The organism is Candidatus Palauibacter sp., assembly GCF_965208055.1.
In the GTDB taxonomy this organism is placed as follows: domain Bacteria; phylum Gemmatimonadota; class Gemmatimonadetes; order Palauibacterales; family Palauibacteraceae; genus Palauibacter.
In genome coordinates, this window is record NZ_CBDBNY010000004.1 from 2515218 (window position 1) to 2532060 (window position 16843).

14 protein-coding genes, 1 pseudogene and 2 riboswitches are annotated in these 16843 nt (G+C 70.1%); of the genes and pseudogenes, 10 read left to right on the top strand and 5 right to left on the bottom strand.

Annotated elements, in window-relative coordinates; translation table 11 throughout:
• The first annotated feature begins 40 nt into the window (after positions 1-40).
• On the top strand, positions 41-340 hold the full coding sequence (locus ACOGXI_RS11180; protein ID WP_419938925.1) for a sarcosine oxidase subunit delta: 300 nt from the start codon (positions 41-43) through the stop codon (positions 338-340).
• Entirely contained in the window at positions 337-4005 is a 3669-nt protein-coding gene (locus tag ACOGXI_RS11185; RefSeq protein ID WP_419938926.1) for a 2Fe-2S iron-sulfur cluster-binding protein, read from the top strand. Before ACOGXI_RS11180 ends, ACOGXI_RS11185 begins: the two co-directional genes overlap by 4 nt.
• A 51-nt stretch (positions 4006-4056) precedes the next feature.
• Here the strand turns inward: ACOGXI_RS11185 and ACOGXI_RS11190 are convergent, their stop codons facing one another.
• The 4 genes from ACOGXI_RS11190 to ACOGXI_RS11205 all read right to left on the bottom strand — a co-directional run bounded on the left by ACOGXI_RS11190 (position 4057) and on the right by ACOGXI_RS11205 (position 8261).
• Positions 4057-5184, bottom strand: coding sequence for a trans-sulfuration enzyme family protein (locus ACOGXI_RS11190; RefSeq protein WP_419938927.1), 1128 nt, complete (start codon positions 5182-5184; stop codon positions 4057-4059).
• Between the two features lie 39 nt (positions 5185-5223).
• The gene (locus ACOGXI_RS11195) at positions 5224-5697 is read right to left on the bottom strand and encodes an HNH endonuclease (protein WP_419938928.1); all 474 of its coding nucleotides are present in this window, start codon (positions 5695-5697) and stop codon (positions 5224-5226) included.
• Between the two features lie 138 nt (positions 5698-5835).
• Positions 5836-6345 (bottom strand): hypothetical protein, encoded by a 510-nt coding sequence (locus ACOGXI_RS11200; protein ID WP_419938929.1) that lies wholly within the window; start codon positions 6343-6345, stop codon positions 5836-5838.
• On the bottom strand, positions 6342-8261 hold the full coding sequence (locus ACOGXI_RS11205; protein WP_419938930.1) for a CocE/NonD family hydrolase: 1920 nt from the start codon (positions 8259-8261) through the stop codon (positions 6342-6344). Before ACOGXI_RS11205 ends, ACOGXI_RS11200 begins: the two co-directional genes overlap by 4 nt.
• 78 nt (positions 8262-8339) lie before the next feature.
• Here ACOGXI_RS11205 and ACOGXI_RS11210 point away from each other — a divergent pair, with 78 nt between their 5' ends.
• The 6 genes and pseudogenes from ACOGXI_RS11210 to ACOGXI_RS11235 all read left to right on the top strand — a co-directional run bounded on the left by ACOGXI_RS11210 (position 8340) and on the right by ACOGXI_RS11235 (position 13081).
• Positions 8340-8696 (top strand): helix-hairpin-helix domain-containing protein, encoded by a 357-nt coding sequence (locus ACOGXI_RS11210; protein ID WP_419938931.1) that lies wholly within the window; start codon positions 8340-8342, stop codon positions 8694-8696.
• A gap of 16 nt (positions 8697-8712) precedes the next feature.
• A complete protein-coding gene (locus tag ACOGXI_RS11215) occupies positions 8713-9054 on the top strand; it encodes an MGMT family protein (protein ID WP_310755202.1) in 342 nt (113 codons plus the stop codon).
• Positions 9055-9068: 14 nt separating this feature from the next.
• Positions 9069-10679: a carboxylesterase/lipase family protein gene (locus ACOGXI_RS11220; RefSeq protein WP_419938932.1), complete on the top strand. Its 1611-nt coding sequence runs from the start codon at positions 9069-9071 to the stop codon at positions 10677-10679.
• Positions 10680-10707: 28 nt separating this feature from the next.
• On the top strand, positions 10708-10962 hold the full coding sequence (locus ACOGXI_RS11225) for a hypothetical protein (RefSeq protein WP_419938933.1): 255 nt from the start codon (positions 10708-10710) through the stop codon (positions 10960-10962).
• Between the two features lie 12 nt (positions 10963-10974).
• A pseudogene (locus tag ACOGXI_RS11230) lies at positions 10975-11358 on the top strand (redoxin domain-containing protein); the annotation flags it as partial.
• A 22-nt stretch (positions 11359-11380) separates the two neighbouring features.
• Positions 11381-13081: a CocE/NonD family hydrolase gene (locus ACOGXI_RS11235; protein WP_419938934.1), complete on the top strand. Its 1701-nt coding sequence runs from the start codon at positions 11381-11383 to the stop codon at positions 13079-13081.
• Here ACOGXI_RS11235 and metX read toward each other — a convergent pair.
• The gene (gene metX, locus ACOGXI_RS11240; RefSeq protein WP_419940190.1) at positions 13070-14089 is read right to left on the bottom strand and encodes a homoserine O-succinyltransferase MetX; all 1020 of its coding nucleotides are present in this window, start codon (positions 14087-14089) and stop codon (positions 13070-13072) included. The genes ACOGXI_RS11235 and metX overlap by 12 nt on opposite strands.
• 83 nt (positions 14090-14172) lie before the next feature.
• Positions 14173-14298, bottom strand: a riboswitch (SAM riboswitch).
• 131 nt (positions 14299-14429) lie between these two features.
• Positions 14430-14546: riboswitch (SAM riboswitch) on the top strand.
• 97 nt (positions 14547-14643) lie between these two features.
• Here metX and ACOGXI_RS11245 point away from each other — a divergent pair.
• Together ACOGXI_RS11245 and ACOGXI_RS11250 are read left to right on the top strand one after the other, a co-directional pair.
• Positions 14644-15417, top strand: a complete 774-nt coding sequence (locus tag ACOGXI_RS11245; RefSeq protein WP_419938935.1) for a hypothetical protein — start codon at positions 14644-14646, stop codon at positions 15415-15417.
• 116 nt (positions 15418-15533) lie between these two features.
• Positions 15534-16826: an O-acetylhomoserine aminocarboxypropyltransferase/cysteine synthase family protein gene (locus tag ACOGXI_RS11250; protein WP_419938936.1), complete on the top strand. Its 1293-nt coding sequence runs from the start codon at positions 15534-15536 to the stop codon at positions 16824-16826.
• Positions 16827-16843 lie beyond the last annotated feature (17 nt).

Consider the following 16843-nt stretch of genomic DNA (forward strand, 5'->3'; position numbering starts at 1 on the left):
CGGTGGCGCTGACCGTGGGACGGACCCTGGAGGGCCGGTCGTGACGTTCCGGTTGACGTGCCCGGTGTGCGGGAAGCGCGACGTGTACGAGTTCACGTACGGCGGGCCGGAGCGGGGCCCCCGGCCCGCCGAGACGGATCTCGACGGGGGGGCGGAGGCACATTTTCGCTGGTCGCAGTTCCGCATGAACCGCCCGGAGCCGCGCGAGGAGTGGTGGCACCACCGGGCGGGCTGCGGCGTCTGGTTTTCGACCTGGCGCAACCCGGCCACGAACCGGGAAGAACTTCCCGGCGGCTCGGAGGCGGGCGGGAATGAGGCGAGCGGGGGAGATTCGTCGTGAGCCGGCTGCCTCCCTCTTCGACGGAGCGGATCGACCGCTCCCGACCGCTCGGGTTCCGCTGGTGCGGGCGCGCGCTGGAAGGGTTCGAGGGAGATACCGTCGCCTCCGCCCTCTGGGGGGCGGGGGTCCGCACCATCGGCCGCAGCTTCGAGTATCACCGGCCCCGGGGGCTCTACGACCTGGAGGGAGAGGGGTCGAGCCAGCTCGTCTCGATCGACGGCGTTCCGAACCAGTCCGCCGGGACGACGCCGCTGCGCGAGGGGATGGAGGTCGGAGCCCAGAACGTGCGCGGCGACCCGCGGTTTGACGCCTTCGGCTTCCTCGACCGGCTGGACCGGTTCATGCCGGCGGGCTTCTACTACCGGCTCTTCCACCGGCCCGCCTGGGCCGCCCGCTTCTTCCAGGAGCGGATGCGCGGGCTGGCCGGCCTGGGCGTGTTGCGGCTCGACTCGCCCGACCGGGCGCGGGCCGGGGAGCGGGGCGAGCGCTACCTGAACGCGGACGTGGCCGTGGTCGGAGGCGGTCCGGCCGGGATGTCCGCGGCGCTGGAGGCCGGGCGCCTCGGCCTCCGCGTATGCCTGTTCGAGCGCCGGCCGTGGCTGGGGGGGCACCTCGACTGGCGCATGCGGGACGGTCGTCCGCTCGCCGCGGAGGTATCCGCGCTGGTCGAAGAGCTCGGACGCATGCCGTCCGTGCGCGTGTTCCGGCACGCGCCGGTCACGGGAGTGTGGGGCGAGAACCTGCTGACGGGCTTCCAGCGCGGTGGGACAACCCACTGGGAGTGTCGGGCACGAGGCATTGTGGTCGCGACGGGCTCCATCGAGCGGCCGCTCGTGTTCGAGCACAACGATCGTCCGGGCGTCATGCAGGTCGACACGGCGATCCGGCTCGCGCGGACGTACGGCGTCCGCCCGGGCGCGGCCGCCGCCTTCAGCGTGGGCGACGACCTCGGGCTCGAGGCGGCGGTGGACCTGGCCGCGATTGGCGTGGATGTGCGCGTCGTCGCCGACGCCCGGCGCGACGGGCACGACCCGGAGCTGGTGGACGCGCTGTCGGCCGCGGGGATCGACTTCCGGCCGGGGTGGGCCGCGAGTCGCGTGCGGGGGCGGAGCCGGGTGCGGGGCGTTGAACTGGCGGCCCGGGCGGGGAGCGGCACGGCGGGCGACTCGCTGCGGGTGGCGTGCGATCTGCTGGTGGCGAGCGCGGGACGCCAACCGGACATCGGGGTCCTCTCGTGCGCCGGCGCGCGCTTCCGCCACGGCGAGCGCACCCGGACGTTCGAGCTCGAACGCCTCCCGTCCGACGTGTTCGCCGCGGGCGGCGTCCTTCGACTCGCCGATCTCGAGGGGCTCACATGTTCCGGGCGGATCGCGGGGCTCGAAGCCGCCGCAGCCTGCGGAGCGGACGTCGGGGGGGCGCTGACCCGGGAGCGCGCGCGTCTGGCCGACCGGCCGGGACCCGCGGAGGGCTCCTCGATCGTCCGCGGACCGGCCGCCGGACGGGGTCTCGCCGCCGGCCGCAAGGCGTTTCTCGATTTCGACGAGGACGGCACGTGGAAGAACGCGGCCCAGAGCGCGGCGTACGGCTTCGATGTGCCCGAACTCGCGAAGCGCTTCGGGAACTTCGGTCTCGGCCCGGGCCAGTACCGCGTGCCGGGCCAGAACCTCGCCATGGCGATGGCCGAGATCGCGGGGCGGCCGGTCGGCAGCTTCGCCGCCACCACGGTGCGCCCCCCGGTCATCCCCCCTTCCCTCGCAACGCTCGCGGGCCCGAACCACGACGTCCACAAACAGACCCCGCTGCACGACGACCAGGCCTCGCGGGGCGCTGTGTTCCGCCGGGCGGGACCCTGGCTGCGGGCCCGCTACTTCAGCGCGGACCGGCAGTGCCTCGAGGAGATCCGCAACGTGCGCGAGAACGTCGGCCTTCTCGACAGTTCGCCGCTCGGGAAGTTCCGGATCTGGGGACCCGACGCCCTGCGCGCGCTCCAGCGCGTCTACATCTCCGACATGACGCGTGCCCGGCCCGGCCGCTGCGCGTATTCGGCGATGTGCAACGATACGGGCAACCTCATCGACGACGGCGTCGTCGTGCGGAGGGGCGAGGACGAGTTCTACTTCACGACGAGTTCGAACCGGGCGGGCGTCACGGTCGAGTGGCTCCGTTTCCACACGCGGCACGACGGGTGGGACTATAACCTCGTGAACCTCACCGACGCCCTCGCCTCCATCAACGTGGCGGGGCCGAACGCGCGGCGGGTGCTGGGCAAGATCACGGGCGCGGATCTGTCGAACGAGGCGTTCCCGTACCTCGGCTGCCGCGAGATCGAGGTGGGAGACGGGGTCGCGGCGCGGTGTTTGCGCCTCGGGTTCGTGGGCGAGTTGTCCTATGAACTGCACGTGCAGGCAAGCGTCGCCCGGTACGTGTGGGACCTGCTGTGGGAGGCCGGCGCGGAGTACGGCATCCGCCCGTTCGGGCTCGAGGCGCAGAACTGCCTGCGGGCCGAGAAGGGACACGTGATCATCGGGACGGAGTCCGAGCAGCGCGTCACCCTCATCGACATCGGCATGGGCTGGCTCTGGGACCGCGGGGACACGGCCTCCCGCAAGGTGGGCGCCGTGGCGCTGCGCCACTGCGAGGAACAGCCGGGGAGGTTGAAGCTCGTCGGACTGCGGGTCGACGACCCCGCGGACCGCGACGCGGGGGCCACGGGCAATCGTGACGTGGCTCAACGCCCCGGGGACGGGGCGCTCGTCGTGGACGGGGACCGGATCGCCGGCTTCGTCTGTACGACGCGGCACAGCGAGACGCTGGGCTGGCAGTACGGGCTCGCGCTCGTCGAGGACCGGCTGGCGGAGCGGGGCCGTTCGCTCGACCTGTACGAGTCGCTGGGCCGGCGGACCGTGCGTTCGACCGCGACCGTGGCGCCTCCCCACTTCTACGATCCGAAAGGACAGCGCCTGCGGATCGCCCCCGAAGGGCGCCCGGGCCGGTCCGGCGAGGCGCCATCGCAGGCGGCGCCCGCGGCCCATCGCCGGTCTCCGGTCCGCTTCGACGCCGTGCCCGCCCGCACCCAACGCCGGGCCGGCTGGAACGTCGTGCTCGACTACGAATCGGACCGCGCGCCCCCCGACGCCCTGCGCCGGGCCTGCCTCGTCGACCTCAGCCACCGCGCGCGCTGGGACGTCCAGCACCGGAACATCGGGACCCTGCGGCCGTCCGGCCTCGACGTGCCGCGCAGACCCGGAGAAGTCGTGGTCCGCGACGGGCTGATGATTAACCGGATGAACGGAACCCAGGCCTCGATCTGGCACGTCGGGCCCGGCGCAACCCCGGCCATGCCGGACGGTCCGCACTACACGGACACGACCGATTCGCACGGCTGGCTCGCCCTTCTGGGAGGTTCAGTGCCGGAAGTACTGGAGAGCGTCACCGGCCTCGACCTCTTCGAACCGGGGCGCCCCCGACCGTTCCTGACCCAGGGGCCGATCCTCCACGTCCCCTGCCAGATCGTCACATGGCGCGAGGATCTCGTCCTCATCGCCTGCAGCCGTGGGTACGGTCGGACCTTCGTCGAGGCGCTCTTCGAATCGGGGCGCCGCGCGGGGCTGCGCCCGGCCGGCGAGCGGATCTTCACCGATTGGGTGGAGGCACTCGAGGGCTGAGACGTTCCCGCGGGAACGTGGCGACGCCCTCCTGCGGCGAGTTCGCCAAGCTCAGCCCGCGGCGGCGAGGGCCCGGTCCAGGTCTTCCTTCAGGTCATCGGCGTGCTCGAGGCCGACGGACATCCGGAGGAGGTTCTCCGGCGCGCGGGTCGCCGCCCCCTCGATCGAAGCCCGGTGCTCGATGAGGGAGTGGGTGCCCCCGAGACTCGTCGCGCGGGCGATGACCTTCACCGCGGCGGCGACCGCGAACGCCTCGTCCCGACCACCCGTCACATCGAACGACAGCATACCGCCGAAGCCGGACATCTGACGCGCCGCGAGGGCGTGTCCCGGATCGTCCTCCAGACCCGGGTAGTGGACCCGCTCGACGCGCGGGTGGGCGTCGAGGAAGCGGGCCAACTCGATGGCGTTGATGCAGTGCATGACCATTCGCGCGGCGAGGGATTCGAGTCCCCGTCTCGTGAGCCACGCGTCGAAGGGCGACGGCACGAGGCCGCCATCCGTCTGGATCTTCCGCAGCGCTTCGAGCGTCTCGCCCCGCTCGCGCGCGATCACCGCACCCCCGGTCACATCGCTGTGGCCGCCGAAGTACTTGGTCGTGGAGTGCATGACGAGATCCGCGCCGAGATCCAGCGGGCGCTGCAGGAGCGGCGTCGCCCACGTGTTGTCGCAGCACGAGATCGCCCCGCCCTCACGCGCGATGCCGGCGATCGCCTCGATGTCGGAGATGCGGATGAGCGGGTTCGATGGCGTCTCCATCCATACGAGGCGGGTGTTCGGCCGCATGGCGGCGCGGACGGCGTCGAGGTCGGTCATATCGACGAAGCTCGCCTCGATCCCACGCCGCGCGAACTGCTCCCGCAGGAGTACGCCGGTCCCATAGTAGGCGTCGTCCGCGGCGACGACGTGGTCTCCCGGCGCAAGGGAGAAGATGACGGAGAACGTCGCCGCCATCCCGGAGGGGAAAGCGATGGCTTCCGGCCCGCCCTCCAGCGCGGCCAGCGCCGCCTCCAGCGCGGCCCGGTTCGGGTTCCCGGAGCGGGAGTAGTCGAACCCTCCGGGGTACGACCCGTCCTCCCCGCGCTCGAAGGTGGTCGAGAGCGTGATCGGGGGCGCGATCGCCCGGCTCGTCCCGTCCGGATCCAAGCCCGTCTTCACCGCCAGCGTTTCAATTCGCATGGATGACTCTCGTTTCTTACGGAAAGACCGCCGCGTTCGTCATTCGCCGACAATCGGTGGGGCCCACAGCGTCAACTCCTTGAGCGGAGGGAATCGGGTTGGGAGCTTCCCCACGTCGAACGGCATGGACTCTGCGGATTTGGACAATTCGCGATCCAAGCATCGGTGTTCGTCGCAGTAGCGAGCCACGATCTTGACATACCGACGCAACAGAAGCACTGGCGGAAAGCGGCCCTTTGATTCCATCCATTCGAGCATATCACGACCACCTTTCGAACTGTTGCACCTCCGACATGCCCAGATGAGGTTGTCGGCCGCGTCCGGCCCACCGCGTATCTTCGGGATGAGATGGTCGACGCATAGCTGCCTCTTGTCGCCACAATAGTAGCAGGCTTGGGCCGCCGTCATCTTTAGTCGCTCGTCGTCGTATAGAGAGCCCATTTTCATGGTACCCTCCGCCAGACCTCGCCGGAGCCTAGCCTTGATCATGTGGTCGACCGTCGCGTATTCCACGGCTCCTCGATCAAGAGCGGCATGGGCGCGGGCTAGATTCGCGTAGCACAGCGCGATATGAGCGCGGATCGTAGGCGGTGGCGTTGTTGACATGATCTGACGATCCTCCTGTAAGGAGCTCGGACATAGCGCTGTGGATCAGCTTCGCCGAGCCCGAAGGACCCCGCCGATGAGGACGCCGACGGGGCCGATGACGAGCATCGCGATGGGATACCATGCCGGGCCGTAGGGATCGCCGGATGCGGAGAGGCCGGCGAGCGAGGCGAGGCTGAAGAAGACGAGAATCGCCGCCAGCACGCCGGCGTGGAGCCGTGGCGCGCGCGGAGCCGCCCAGGCCGCGAGAAAGCCCGCCAGCACGGTGACCGCGAGGCGCACGCCCAGACTTGTGAAGATGAAGTCGACGCCCGGAGCCGTCCCCGGTTCGACGCCGAAGAGCGACAGCAGCAGCCGGCCGGTGAGCACCGAGCCCAGCGTCAGCGCGACGAAGCCCAGGATGACGGCCGCGACGCTGCGGAGGAGCGAGGCATCGTTCATGCGCGACCACGTCTCGACCGCTTCGTCGAGGTCCGGACGGTGGCCGGGCGGAGGTCCCGGAGTAGAGGGTCCGGAAATCGACGGTCCGGGAATCGAGGGCCCGGAGGGGGTCATCGTATCCCCTTCACAACGGGCAGGACGATGTGCGATGCCCGGTCGCCGGCGTGGTGGATCATGTTCTCCGCGACCTCCCATTCCGTCTCGTCATAGTTGTTGCCGCCCGTGTTCAGGTTGCGGTCGAAGCGGGGGAAGTTGGAGCTCGAGACCTCGACCCGCACGCGGTGGCCGGGTGCGAACCGGTACGCCACTGAATGGAGGTCCACCCGGACCGGATAGACCTGTCCCTCTTCCATCATCACGGGTGCCTCGTACCCGTCGCGGTAGCGCGCCCTCATGATGCCCTCGACGATGTTGATGGCCCGTCCGTCGGGATGGACGTCGAGCAGCTTCACGGTGAAATCGGTGTCCGGGGCGCTCGAACTCACGTAGAGCCGAGCCTCGAGCGGGCCCGCGATCTCGAGGCCGTCGTCCCCGACCGGATCGCCGGTGTACACGAGAACGTCCTCGCGTTCCTCGATGTCCGACTGGTCGAACGCGCCCGGCTGGTCGTCGGGATTCCCGGTGCAGCAGACGGATCCGCCGCGGGACGGGACGGGGTCCCCCGGATCATGGACGAAGCGGTCCGGAGGTTCGTCCCCGGGCGCCTCGGCGGAGAGGGCGCCATCGCCGAGTCTCGTGTTCGCGTTCCCTCCGCTGCGGAGATAGAGGCGGGTCGGGTCGACCGCGGGGGGCGGCCACGTTTCGGCGGCCGCCCATGCGTTCCGGCCCATCACGTAGTAGTGAACCTTCGGGATGTCGGTGATCCCGTTGTCCACCCCCTTCAGCCAGTAGTCGAACCAGGCGAGATAGAGCGAACGGTACGGCAGGCGGGCATCCCCGAAGTCGACGTCCCCGACCACCGTGTGTTCCGTGGCGCGCTCGGACATGCAGTGGCTGGTGGGAGAGAGGATGACGTACTGGTGCGCGCCGCCCCGGTCGCTCACCGCGTTGTCCTGCATCATCCGCCACTGCTGAAGCGTCTCGTTGGCGCCGAGGTCGTACCACGAGTTCACGTGGAGCGCCGGCGTGTCGAAGCGGTCGGCGTCGCTCAGGTATCCGAGTCCGTCCCACCATTCGTCGGCGAGCGGCGTGCTCAGGACCTCTTCCCAGTCCGTGTCGCGGTCGGGGGGGCCGTACTTCCGCATGAGGTCGATGGTGGGGAGTTCGCGGAGCGCAGCGAACATCTCGACCGGGGGCGGAGGCTCGCCTCCCGGGCGCTTCCGTCCGTTGCCGCGGAACCAGCCGAAACTCGCGGAGAGCCCGAACGCGCCCCCCTCGAAGATGCCGAAGTAGCCGTACCGTCCGCCGGCCGATCCGACCGACCCGCCGGCGGCCAGGGGGATGGCGGCGGCGTGCGCCGGGTGGCGCTGCGTCATGAGTTGCGTCTGGTTTTCTCCCAGGTAGGAACAGCCGAAGGTCCCCACCTTCCCGTTCGACCAGGGCCGGGTCGAGGCCCACTCGACGGCGTCGTAGCCGTCCTCCCGGTCCGCCGCGGAGAGGAGATAGTCCCCTTCCGACGCATACTTGCCGCGCACGTCCTGGACGACGACGGCGTATCCCTGCCCCGCGAAGAACCGTGCCGGGGAGATCGCGCCCGCCCGATAGGTCGCCTTGTCGTACGGCAGCCGGATCATGACGACGGGAAGGCGGTCAGCCCGGTCGGCGGGCTCGACCGGCAGGTAGAGGTCCGTCGCGAGGCGAACCCCGTCCCGCATGGGGACCATGAGGTCCGTCTCGACCCGCACCTCGAACTTCGCTTCCGGCGTCGTGTAGGGATCGGCCGGATCCGGCGCGAATCGATCGAGGGCGGAGGCGGCGCCCGGTCCGCTTCCGCCATCCGCGAGCCGGGTCGGGGGCGCGCCTCCATCGCCGGCACAGGCGGTGAGCGCACCCACCAGCGCGAGGACGATTCCCGGCCGAGATTTGTCCATCGGTTCCCACTCCCCAAGATTCACGCGTTCGAGATGTTCTCGAAGATGACACCACGCCCAGCCACCGAGCGAGTGACGATGACTTCCGCCGCGGTCGAGACGCTGGACCTGCAGACCATTCCCGGCGTCGGCCCCAGCATCGCCCGCGATCTGACGGAACTCGGCATCCGCCGGGTCCGGGATCTCGAAGGCCGCGATCCGCACCGGCTCTACGAACAACTCTCCTCGCGGCGGGGCCAGCGCATGGACCCGTGTGTTCTATACGTCTTCCGCTGTGCCGTCTACTACGCGGAGACCCATGCCACGGACACCCACGCGGAGACTCGTGCCGCGGAGGCCCACGCGGAGACGGGAGCGGCGGACCGCGAACTGCTCAAGTGGTGGAACTGGAAGGGCCGGGTCCATGCCAACGAGCGCCCGCGCGCACCCGCCTGACGGACGACAGACTGCCATGGCTTCGGACCTCCACGAACGCATCTGCAACGTCGTCGCCCGGATTCCCGCCGGTCGCGTTGCCACCTACGGACAGGTCGCCCAACTCGCCGGACTCGGCGGGCAGGCCCGTCTCGTAGGTTACGCGCTCTATGCCTCCGACCGGCCGCTCCCGTGGCACCGCGTGATCAACGCACGCGGCGAGATCAGCCCCCGCGGCGACTCCTACTCCGAGATGATCCAGTACCAGTTGCTGGCGAACGAAGGGGTGGAATTCGACAAGTGGGGACGCATCTCGCTCAAGCGCTTCCGCTGGAACGGGGAGATGCCGCCCCCCGCCAGCCCCTCACCTCCCTCCTGACTCCGGAGCGTCGCATGCGTCGTGACATCCGCACCCGTACAGCAGCCTGTACAGGCCGTCCGCTGGCCGGCCTCCTTCTCGTCGCGCTGGCCGGCGGCGGCTTCGGGGCACCGCTGGGCGCGCAGGACACCCGCGTCGAGACCGCCCAGGGGAATGTCGAAGGCGTCATGGTCGACGGCATCCGTTCCTACCGGGGGATTCCGTTCGCGGCGCCCCCTGTGGGGGACAGGCGCTGGAAGCCGCCCCAGCCGGTCGAAGGGTGGGGGCAGCGAACGCTGCGCGCGCACAGCTTCGGCCCGGAGTGCATGCAGGCCCCGTACGGCGCGGGCTCCTTCTTCGGAGGTCCTCCCGCCCCGACGGCGGAGGACTGCCTGTACTTGAACGTGTGGACCGGGGCCGCCGACGCCTCCGAGCGACGGCCGGTGATGGTCTGGATCCACGGAGGCGCGCTCACGCGGGGGTCGGGCTCCACCGGCATCTACGACGGAACGGCGCTGGCGGCCAAGGGCGCCGTCGCGGTCACGATCAACTACCGGCTCGGACCGTTCGGATACCTCGCGCATCCGCTCCTCTCGGCCGAGTCCGAACACGGATCGTCCGGCAACTACGGCGTCCTCGACCAGGTCGCCGCGCTCGAGTGGGTGCGCGACAACATCGCGGCGTTCGGCGGGGACCCGGACCGCGTGACGATCTTCGGCGAGTCGGCCGGCTCGTGGAGCGTGAACACGCTGATGGCGACGCCGCTGGCGGCGGGACTCTTCCACCGCGCCATCGGGCAGAGCGGGGGGCGGTTCGGCCCCATGATGCGTCTCTCGGAGGCGCCGGAGGGCGGACGCTCCGCCGAGGAGATCGGAGCGGCGTTTCTCGGGGCGCTCGGGGCGGAGACCCTGGAGGATATGCGGAGGCTCTCCGCAGCCAGCGTGATGGCTGGGCTCGCGACGCCGGCCGGACGCGGCTTCAGGACGGCTGAAAACGTGGACGGCTGGGTGCTGCCGACGGACGTGACGACGGCCTTCGCCGGGGGAACGCACAACAACGTCCCGGTGCTCGTCGGGTTCAACGCGGACGAGATGACCTCGCTCTCGTCGCCGAGATCCGTGCCGGAGACGCTTGACGCGTGGCGCGAGTGGGTGGCCGGCCGCGTCGGCGACGAAGCGGCGAGCTTCGATGCCGCCTATCCCGTGGAGGAGGAGGGCGAGATCTTCGACGCGTTCATGCGAAGCCGCGGGGACGCGCTGTTCGGCATCCAGATGCGGACGTGGGCGCGGGCGTCGGAAGCCGGCGGCGCGGATGCGTGGCTCTACTACTTCACGCACGAGCCGCCGGGACCCGCGAAGGACTATCTCAAGTCGTACCACGCGGCCGAGATCGTGTACGCGTTCGGCAACGTCGGTCCCGGCGAACGGGAGGCCGCGGACCGTCGACTGGCGCGCACGATGTCCTCCTACTGGGTGAACTTCGCCGCGAGCGGCGACCCGAACGGTCCCGGACTGCCGCCGTGGCCGGCCTACACGCGCGACTCCGAGGCCCATCTCGTCCTCGGGCCGACGGTCGAGGCGGGAAGCGGGCTCCGCACGGTCCAGCTGGACTTCTGGGACCGCCGACTCCGGGCCGGCACGCCGTGAAGGCCCCGCAGGCCGACGGGTCGTTCCGATGACCGGACCGCTCTGCCGGCGACTCGCCGAGATCCGCGCGGAGAAGGAGGCCGCGCGACCGGGCGCCCTGACCGCGGTCATGAGCGACGGCACGGAGGCGCTGCGGAGTTCCGGCATCCTCGACCGGATTCCCGAGGTGGGCGACCGGGCGCCCTTGTTCGCACGGCCGAGCGTGGCCGGCCCCACCGTCCGGTTGAAGACGCTTCTGAAGCGCGGCCCTGTGGTGCTCAGCTTCTTCCGCGGCCGCTGGTGACCGTACTGCCGCGAAGAGCAGGTTGCTCTTCAGTCGGTTCTTCCGGAGATCGAGGCGAAGGGCGCCCGCCTCGTCACCCTATCTCCGCAACTCGCGGAGTTCGCCCGCGGCTGGATCGAGGAAGACGGCATCGGGTTCGACGTCCTGCTCGACCTCGGATTGGGCGTGGCTCGCGACTACGGCCTGACGTTCAGGGTGGAGGGCGAACTGCGCGCGCTCTACCTCGACAAGCTCGGCATCGACCTCGCCCGCTTCAACGGCGACGAGTCGTGGGAACTCCCGCTGACGTCCACCTTCGTCATCGACCGCGACGGAACGATCGTCTACGCCTCCGCCGACCCCGACTACACGGTACGCGCCGAACCGGACGAGGTCGTCGCCGCGATCCCCGCCTAGAGTGCACGAGCCCCCGCGGGAGGTGCGGCTTCTCCATGGGCTCCGGGGGCGGATGCGTGACGGGGTGCGGCTCTCGGCGGACGTCTATCTGCCCGCTACCGGAGGCCCCTTCCCCACCATCCTGACGCGGACGCCTTACGAGAGCGGCCGGGACGTATTCGTCGAGAACGGCGTGTGGTGGGCGGAGCGCGGGTACGCGTTCGTGGTGCAGGACTGTCGCGGGCGGTTCGAGTCCGAGGGCGTATTCCACGCGTATCTCCCCGAGATCGAGGACGGGTACGACACCCTGGAGTGGCTGGCCGGGCAGGCGTGGTGCGACGGGAAGATCGGGATGTGGGGGCGCAGCTACGGCGGCCTCACGCAGTGGCTGAGCGCACCGCTCGGGAGCCCGCACCTCACCTGCATGGCGCCGCATGTGATCTGCGACGACCACTTCGGGGACTGTCACTACCTCGGCGGCGCCTTCCAACTGCTTCTGTCGCTCGGCGCGGCCGTGATCTGGGAGACGAACATCGCGACCGTGACCGGCCCGCAGGCCGCGCGCCTGTTTCAGAACTCGAAGTTCTGGGCCCATCTGCCCATCATCGAGATGGACGAGCGTGCGATCGGGCGGAAGATCCCGTACTGGAGGGAATGGCTGGAGCACTCGACGCAGGACGAGTACTGGCGGCGCCTCCGGGTCACGGATCGCTACGACCGCGTCACGGCGCCGGTGTTTCAGCAGGGGGGCTGGTACGACGCGTATCCGGGTTCGCTGCTTCGAATCCACGAGGGGATGTCGGGCGCCGCGACCCCGCGCGCCCGCACGCAGAGCCGGAGCCTGCTCGGGCCCTGGTCGCACGAGATCCCGGAGACGAGGACGGTCGGGGACCTCGACTTCGGACCCGGCGCCTGGGTCGATGTGCGGGAGGAGGAGCGGCGCTGGTTCGACTGGCAGCTTCGCGGCATGGACGACGGGATCGGCGAAGACCCGCCGTTGCGCTGGTTCACGACGGGCGCCAACCGGTGGCGGGAGGGCGCGGAGTGGCCGCCGCCGGGGACGGAGATAGTGCCTTGGTATCTCCACAGCCATGGGCGCGCGAACCGGGACGACGACGCCCGCCTCGATCCGCAGCCGCCCGGGGACGAGCCCCCCGACCGCTTCGAGTACGATCCGCGCGATCCGGCGCCCTCGCTCGGGGGCAATCTCTCTTCCCGGCTGATCACGACCCACGCCGAAACGCCGCTGCGGGGCGGTCCCGTCGAGCAGGCGCCGATCGAGCGGCGGCCCGACGTGCTCGTCTACACGTCGCCGGCCCTGGAGGGCGATCTCGAGGTCACGGGGCCGGTCGAGGTCGTGCTCTACGCCGAATCGTCCGGGCGGGACACGGACTTCGTGGCGCGGGTGACGGATGTCGACCCGGCGGGAGGCTCATTCGTGCTCACGGAGGGGATCCTGCGCGCACGGTATCGTGGCGGGTTGAGCCGGACCGAACTGCTCGAGCCCGGCGAGGTGGCGGAGTTCCGGATCCGGCTCTATCCGATGAGCCATGTGTTCCGGGCCGGCCACCGGATCCGGCTTCAGGTCACGAGCAGTTGCTTCCCCCGCTTCAGTCGCAATCTCAACACCGGCGAAGACGTGGGGACCGGCACCCGCATGCGGACGGCCCGCAACACGGTGCTGCACTCGACGGCCTGTCCCTCGCACGTGCTGCTGCCGGTCCGTACGGGCTCATCCGGCTGAACTCGCCAGGCGCCGCGGTTCGGTCGCCAGGAGCGTCTCCCTCAGAGCGACCTCGTAGGCGGGCGAGTGGAGCAGAAACGCATCGTGTCCGGCCTCCGAGCGCAGGAGGCGAAGTCCCGCCGGCGCCCCGACCCGGCGCGCCGCCTCCGATATCAGCCAGGACGGGACGAGGGTGTCCTCCTCCCACCCGATGAACCAGGCGGGCACGGCAAGGTCTTCCGGCCTCAACTCGCACAGGTCGATGGACGCCGACAGCGTCAGATAGGTCTCGGCGTCGAACCGTTCCGCGAATTCGTCGCCCCGTTTCCGCAGAAAACGGTCGATGGCGTGGACCGGCGTCCCATCCTCCCACTCCCAGCCGAACGGGAAGCGGGCATCGAGTCCCTCGGCCGATTTGTAGGTGGTGAACGCCAGCGCCCGCGCCAGCGCGACACCCTCGCGACTCCGCCCCTGCCGGATCGCGAACTCCACGACTCGTCGCTGCACGGAGCGCACGCCGGTCGCCTGCGCGTGGCCGCGGTGCGCGGCGCCGATCAGGACGACGGCGTCCGCGCGGGCGGGTTGGCGGCACCCCAGAGCCAGGGCGACCATGCCGCCGTACGACGCGCCCACGACACGGTGCACCCGCCGCACGCCGAGGTGATCCAGCAGGGCGACGACGGCGTCCGCCTGGTCGCCGGGAGTGACGTGCAACCGTCCGGGGGGTTCGACGGTGCCCGGCGACCCGAGGAAGTCGAATCCCAGCACCTGCCACCGGTCGGTATCGATGGCCAGACCCGGGCCCACGAGTTTTCGCCACCAGCCCGGCGAAGGGTCCAGTGCGTTGGCGCAGACGTGGCGGTTGGCGGAGATCCCGCCCGCGACGACGAGGAGGGGGGCGCCTTCGGATCCGACGATCTCGTAGCGCACCCGGAAACGCGCATCGACGGCAGTGTCCAGTTCCGGTCTCCACGTGGCCGGCATCGGGAAGCTGCCCCGTCGCCCTTCCGGCAGCCCTTCTGGTAGCACGGCGTTCAACCTGTCTCTCCGGTGCGGGTCGCGTGGTTCGCGACGCCAACTCCGGAGCAGTCGACCGACCCGTGCGGGTGCGACGCTCATCTCTCGGATCCCCGATCAAGGGTCCGCAGGAGTTGGCACCGCTGGGCGTGCATGTGGGCATGCATGCCCCGGTTGCCCCGGCTTCAAAGGGCCCGTCCCTCAGCCGGTCTCGATGAGTAGCTGCCGAAGCTCGCGGCTCCGGCAGCGGGCGTCAAGAAATGCTCGGCGCGCGCCGCCCCGGCTCCCGGCACGCGCCGCTCCGGCGAAAAGTTGACGGGCGGCCCACGACCCAGTACCCTCTGCCCGCTAACGCTCATCGAGACCGGTCGAGGGACAGGCCCGAAGACACCGGGGCAACCTGTGGAAGGTGGCTCTTCCACTGATGTGCCAACTCCTGCGACGGATGAAATCCGTTGGTAGATGAGTCGCCCGCTGCGCTTCGTTCGCGCGGCCGCTGTTTGTTCCCAGGGCGTCGCTTCTCCGGAGTCCGCTGAGCGTGGACCGAGACTCGGGGAGGCGTTTCATTGCGCGAAGTTCACCGCGTTCACGTACTCAAATTCGGTTCATCCGTGCTGGCGCGTCCGGCCGCATACCGGTCGGTGGCCGCGGAGATCCGGGCCGAAGTCGCCGGGGGCGCGAAGGTCGTCGCGGTCGTGTCGGCGATGGGTAACACCACCGACGACCTGCTCGCCGCGGCGCGGGAAGTCGCCCCCTCCCTCCCCGACCATCTCATGGGATCTCTCCTGGCGACGGGAGAAGAGGCGTCCGTCGCGCTGCTCCGTCTCGCGCTCGCGACGGCGCGCGTCCGTGCCCTCGACATGTCGTTCTGGCGCCTGCCGCTCCGCACCCGGGGCCCGCTTGGCGCCGCCGATCCTGTCGACGTGGACGTCCACCAGATCGAAACGGCTCTCGCGGCCCACGATGCGGTCGTACTTCCGGGGTTCGTGGGCGTCGACGCGACGGGCGTCACGTCGCTGCTCGGCAGAGGGGGATCGGATCTCACGGCGATCTTCCTCGGGCATGCCCTGGGCGCCGCCGCGATCCGTCTCGTGAAGGATGTGGATGGCATTTTCCCGGCCGACCCGAAACGGTTCCCGGACATCGCGCCGCTGCGCAGGGCGACATGGAGCGAGGCGCGGCGGACGGCCGGCGGCGTCGTTCAGGATCGGGCCCTGCGTTTCGCCCAGCGCCACCGCATTTCGTTTCGCGTGGCGGCGCCCGGCGGCACGGGCACGTGGGTCGGCCGGCACGATTCGACGAACACCGAATTCTGTCTCGCGGGCTGCGCGCGCGGCTGATGAAGCACGAGTACCGGTCCGCGTTCCGGCCGTTCCGCAGCGATGAGACGATCGGTCGGAGGCGCGGACATTCACCGCCCGAGAGATCGGGCGCCACCGGAGAGAAGACGGAGATCATGAGAGACGAAACTGTAGCGATTCACCTCGGATACGAGTCCGAGCCCACGACGCACGCCGTCGCGGTGCCGCTGTACCAGACCGTGGCGTACGAGTTCGACGACGCGCAGCACGGCGCGGACCTCTTCAACCTCGAGGTCGAGGGCAACATCTACTCCCGCATCATGAACCCCACGCAGGCCGTGCTGGAGGAGCGGCTTGCCCAGCTCGAACGCGGCCTGGCGTCGCTTGCGCTCTCCTCGGGCAGCGCGGCCGTCAACTATTCGATCCTCAATCTCGCCGCCTCGGGGGACAACATCGTCTCGGTGCCCCAGTTGTACGGCGGCACCTACACGCTCTTCGCCCACATGCTGCCGCAGTTGGGAATCGAAGTGCGCTTCGCCGAAGGCGACGGCCCGGACGATCTGGCCAAGCTGATCGATGACCGTACAAAGGCGGTGTTCGTCGAGAGCATCGGGAACCCGGCGGGCAATATCGTGGACCTCGAGGCGGTGGCCGACGCGGCGCACGCCCACGGCGTCGCCACCATCGTGGACAACACGGTCGCCACGCCGGCGCTCCTCAAGCCGATCGACCACGGATTCGACATCGTGGTGCACTCGCTGACGAAGTACATCGGCGGGCACGGCAACTCGCTCGGCGGCGCGATCGTCGATTCCGGGAAATTCCCGTGGACGGAGCACGCGAGCCGCTACCCGCAGTTCACGACGCCGGAACCCAGCTACCACGGGGTCGTCTACACGGAGGCGCTGGGGCCGGCCGCGTACATCGGGCGGGCGCGCACGGTGCCGCTGCGCAACACGGGGTCGGCGATCTCGCCCTTCAACGCGTTCCAGATCATCCAGGGGATCCAGACGCTGAACCTCCGCGTCGAGCGCCACTCCGAGAACGCGCTCGCGGTGGCGAAGCACCTGAAGGACCACCCGGCGGTGGAGTGGGTGAGCTACGCCGGACTGCCGGGCGATCCGTACCACGAGCTGGCCCTCAAGTACCTGGGCGGCCGGGCCTCGGGGATCCTGACGTTTGGCGTGAAGGGCGGCTTCGAGGCGGGCGTGAAGTTCTACGACGCGCTCGAGCTGTTCAAGCGGCTCGTGAACATCGGGGATGCCAAGTCGCTGGCGTGCCACCCGGCGTCCACGACGCACCGGCAGCTCACCGAGGAGGAGCAGCTCAGCGTCGGCGTGCGTCCGGAGACCATCCGGCTCTCCGTAGGCATCGAGCACATCGATGACATCATCGAGGACCTCGACCGCGCGCTGGCCACGGCGTCGGCCCGGTCGGCCGCGGCGTAACCGACCCGCCCGGCCGC

Excerpts from the sequence above, each read along its gene's own strand:
- ACOGXI_RS11205 (WP_419938930.1), bottom strand. The coding sequence starts at position 8,261 with ATGGACAAATCTCGGCCGGGAATCGTCCTCGCGCTGGTGGGTGCGCTC.
- ACOGXI_RS11190 (WP_419938927.1), bottom strand. The coding sequence starts at position 5,184 with ATGCGAATTGAAACGCTGGCGGTGAAGACGGGCTTGGATCCGGACGGG.
- ACOGXI_RS11210 (WP_419938931.1), top strand. The coding sequence starts at position 8,340 with ATGACTTCCGCCGCGGTCGAGACGCTGGACCTGCAGACCATTCCCGGC.
- ACOGXI_RS11225 (WP_419938933.1), top strand. The coding sequence starts at position 10,708 with ATGACCGGACCGCTCTGCCGGCGACTCGCCGAGATCCGCGCGGAGAAG.
- ACOGXI_RS11250 (WP_419938936.1), top strand. The coding sequence starts at position 15,534 with ATGAGAGACGAAACTGTAGCGATTCACCTCGGATACGAGTCCGAGCCC.
- ACOGXI_RS11200 (WP_419938929.1), bottom strand. The coding sequence starts at position 6,345 with ATGACCCCCTCCGGGCCCTCGATTCCCGGACCGTCGATTTCCGGACCC.
- ACOGXI_RS11215 (WP_310755202.1), top strand. The coding sequence starts at position 8,713 with ATGGCTTCGGACCTCCACGAACGCATCTGCAACGTCGTCGCCCGGATT.
- ACOGXI_RS11220 (WP_419938932.1), top strand. The coding sequence starts at position 9,069 with ATGCGTCGTGACATCCGCACCCGTACAGCAGCCTGTACAGGCCGTCCG.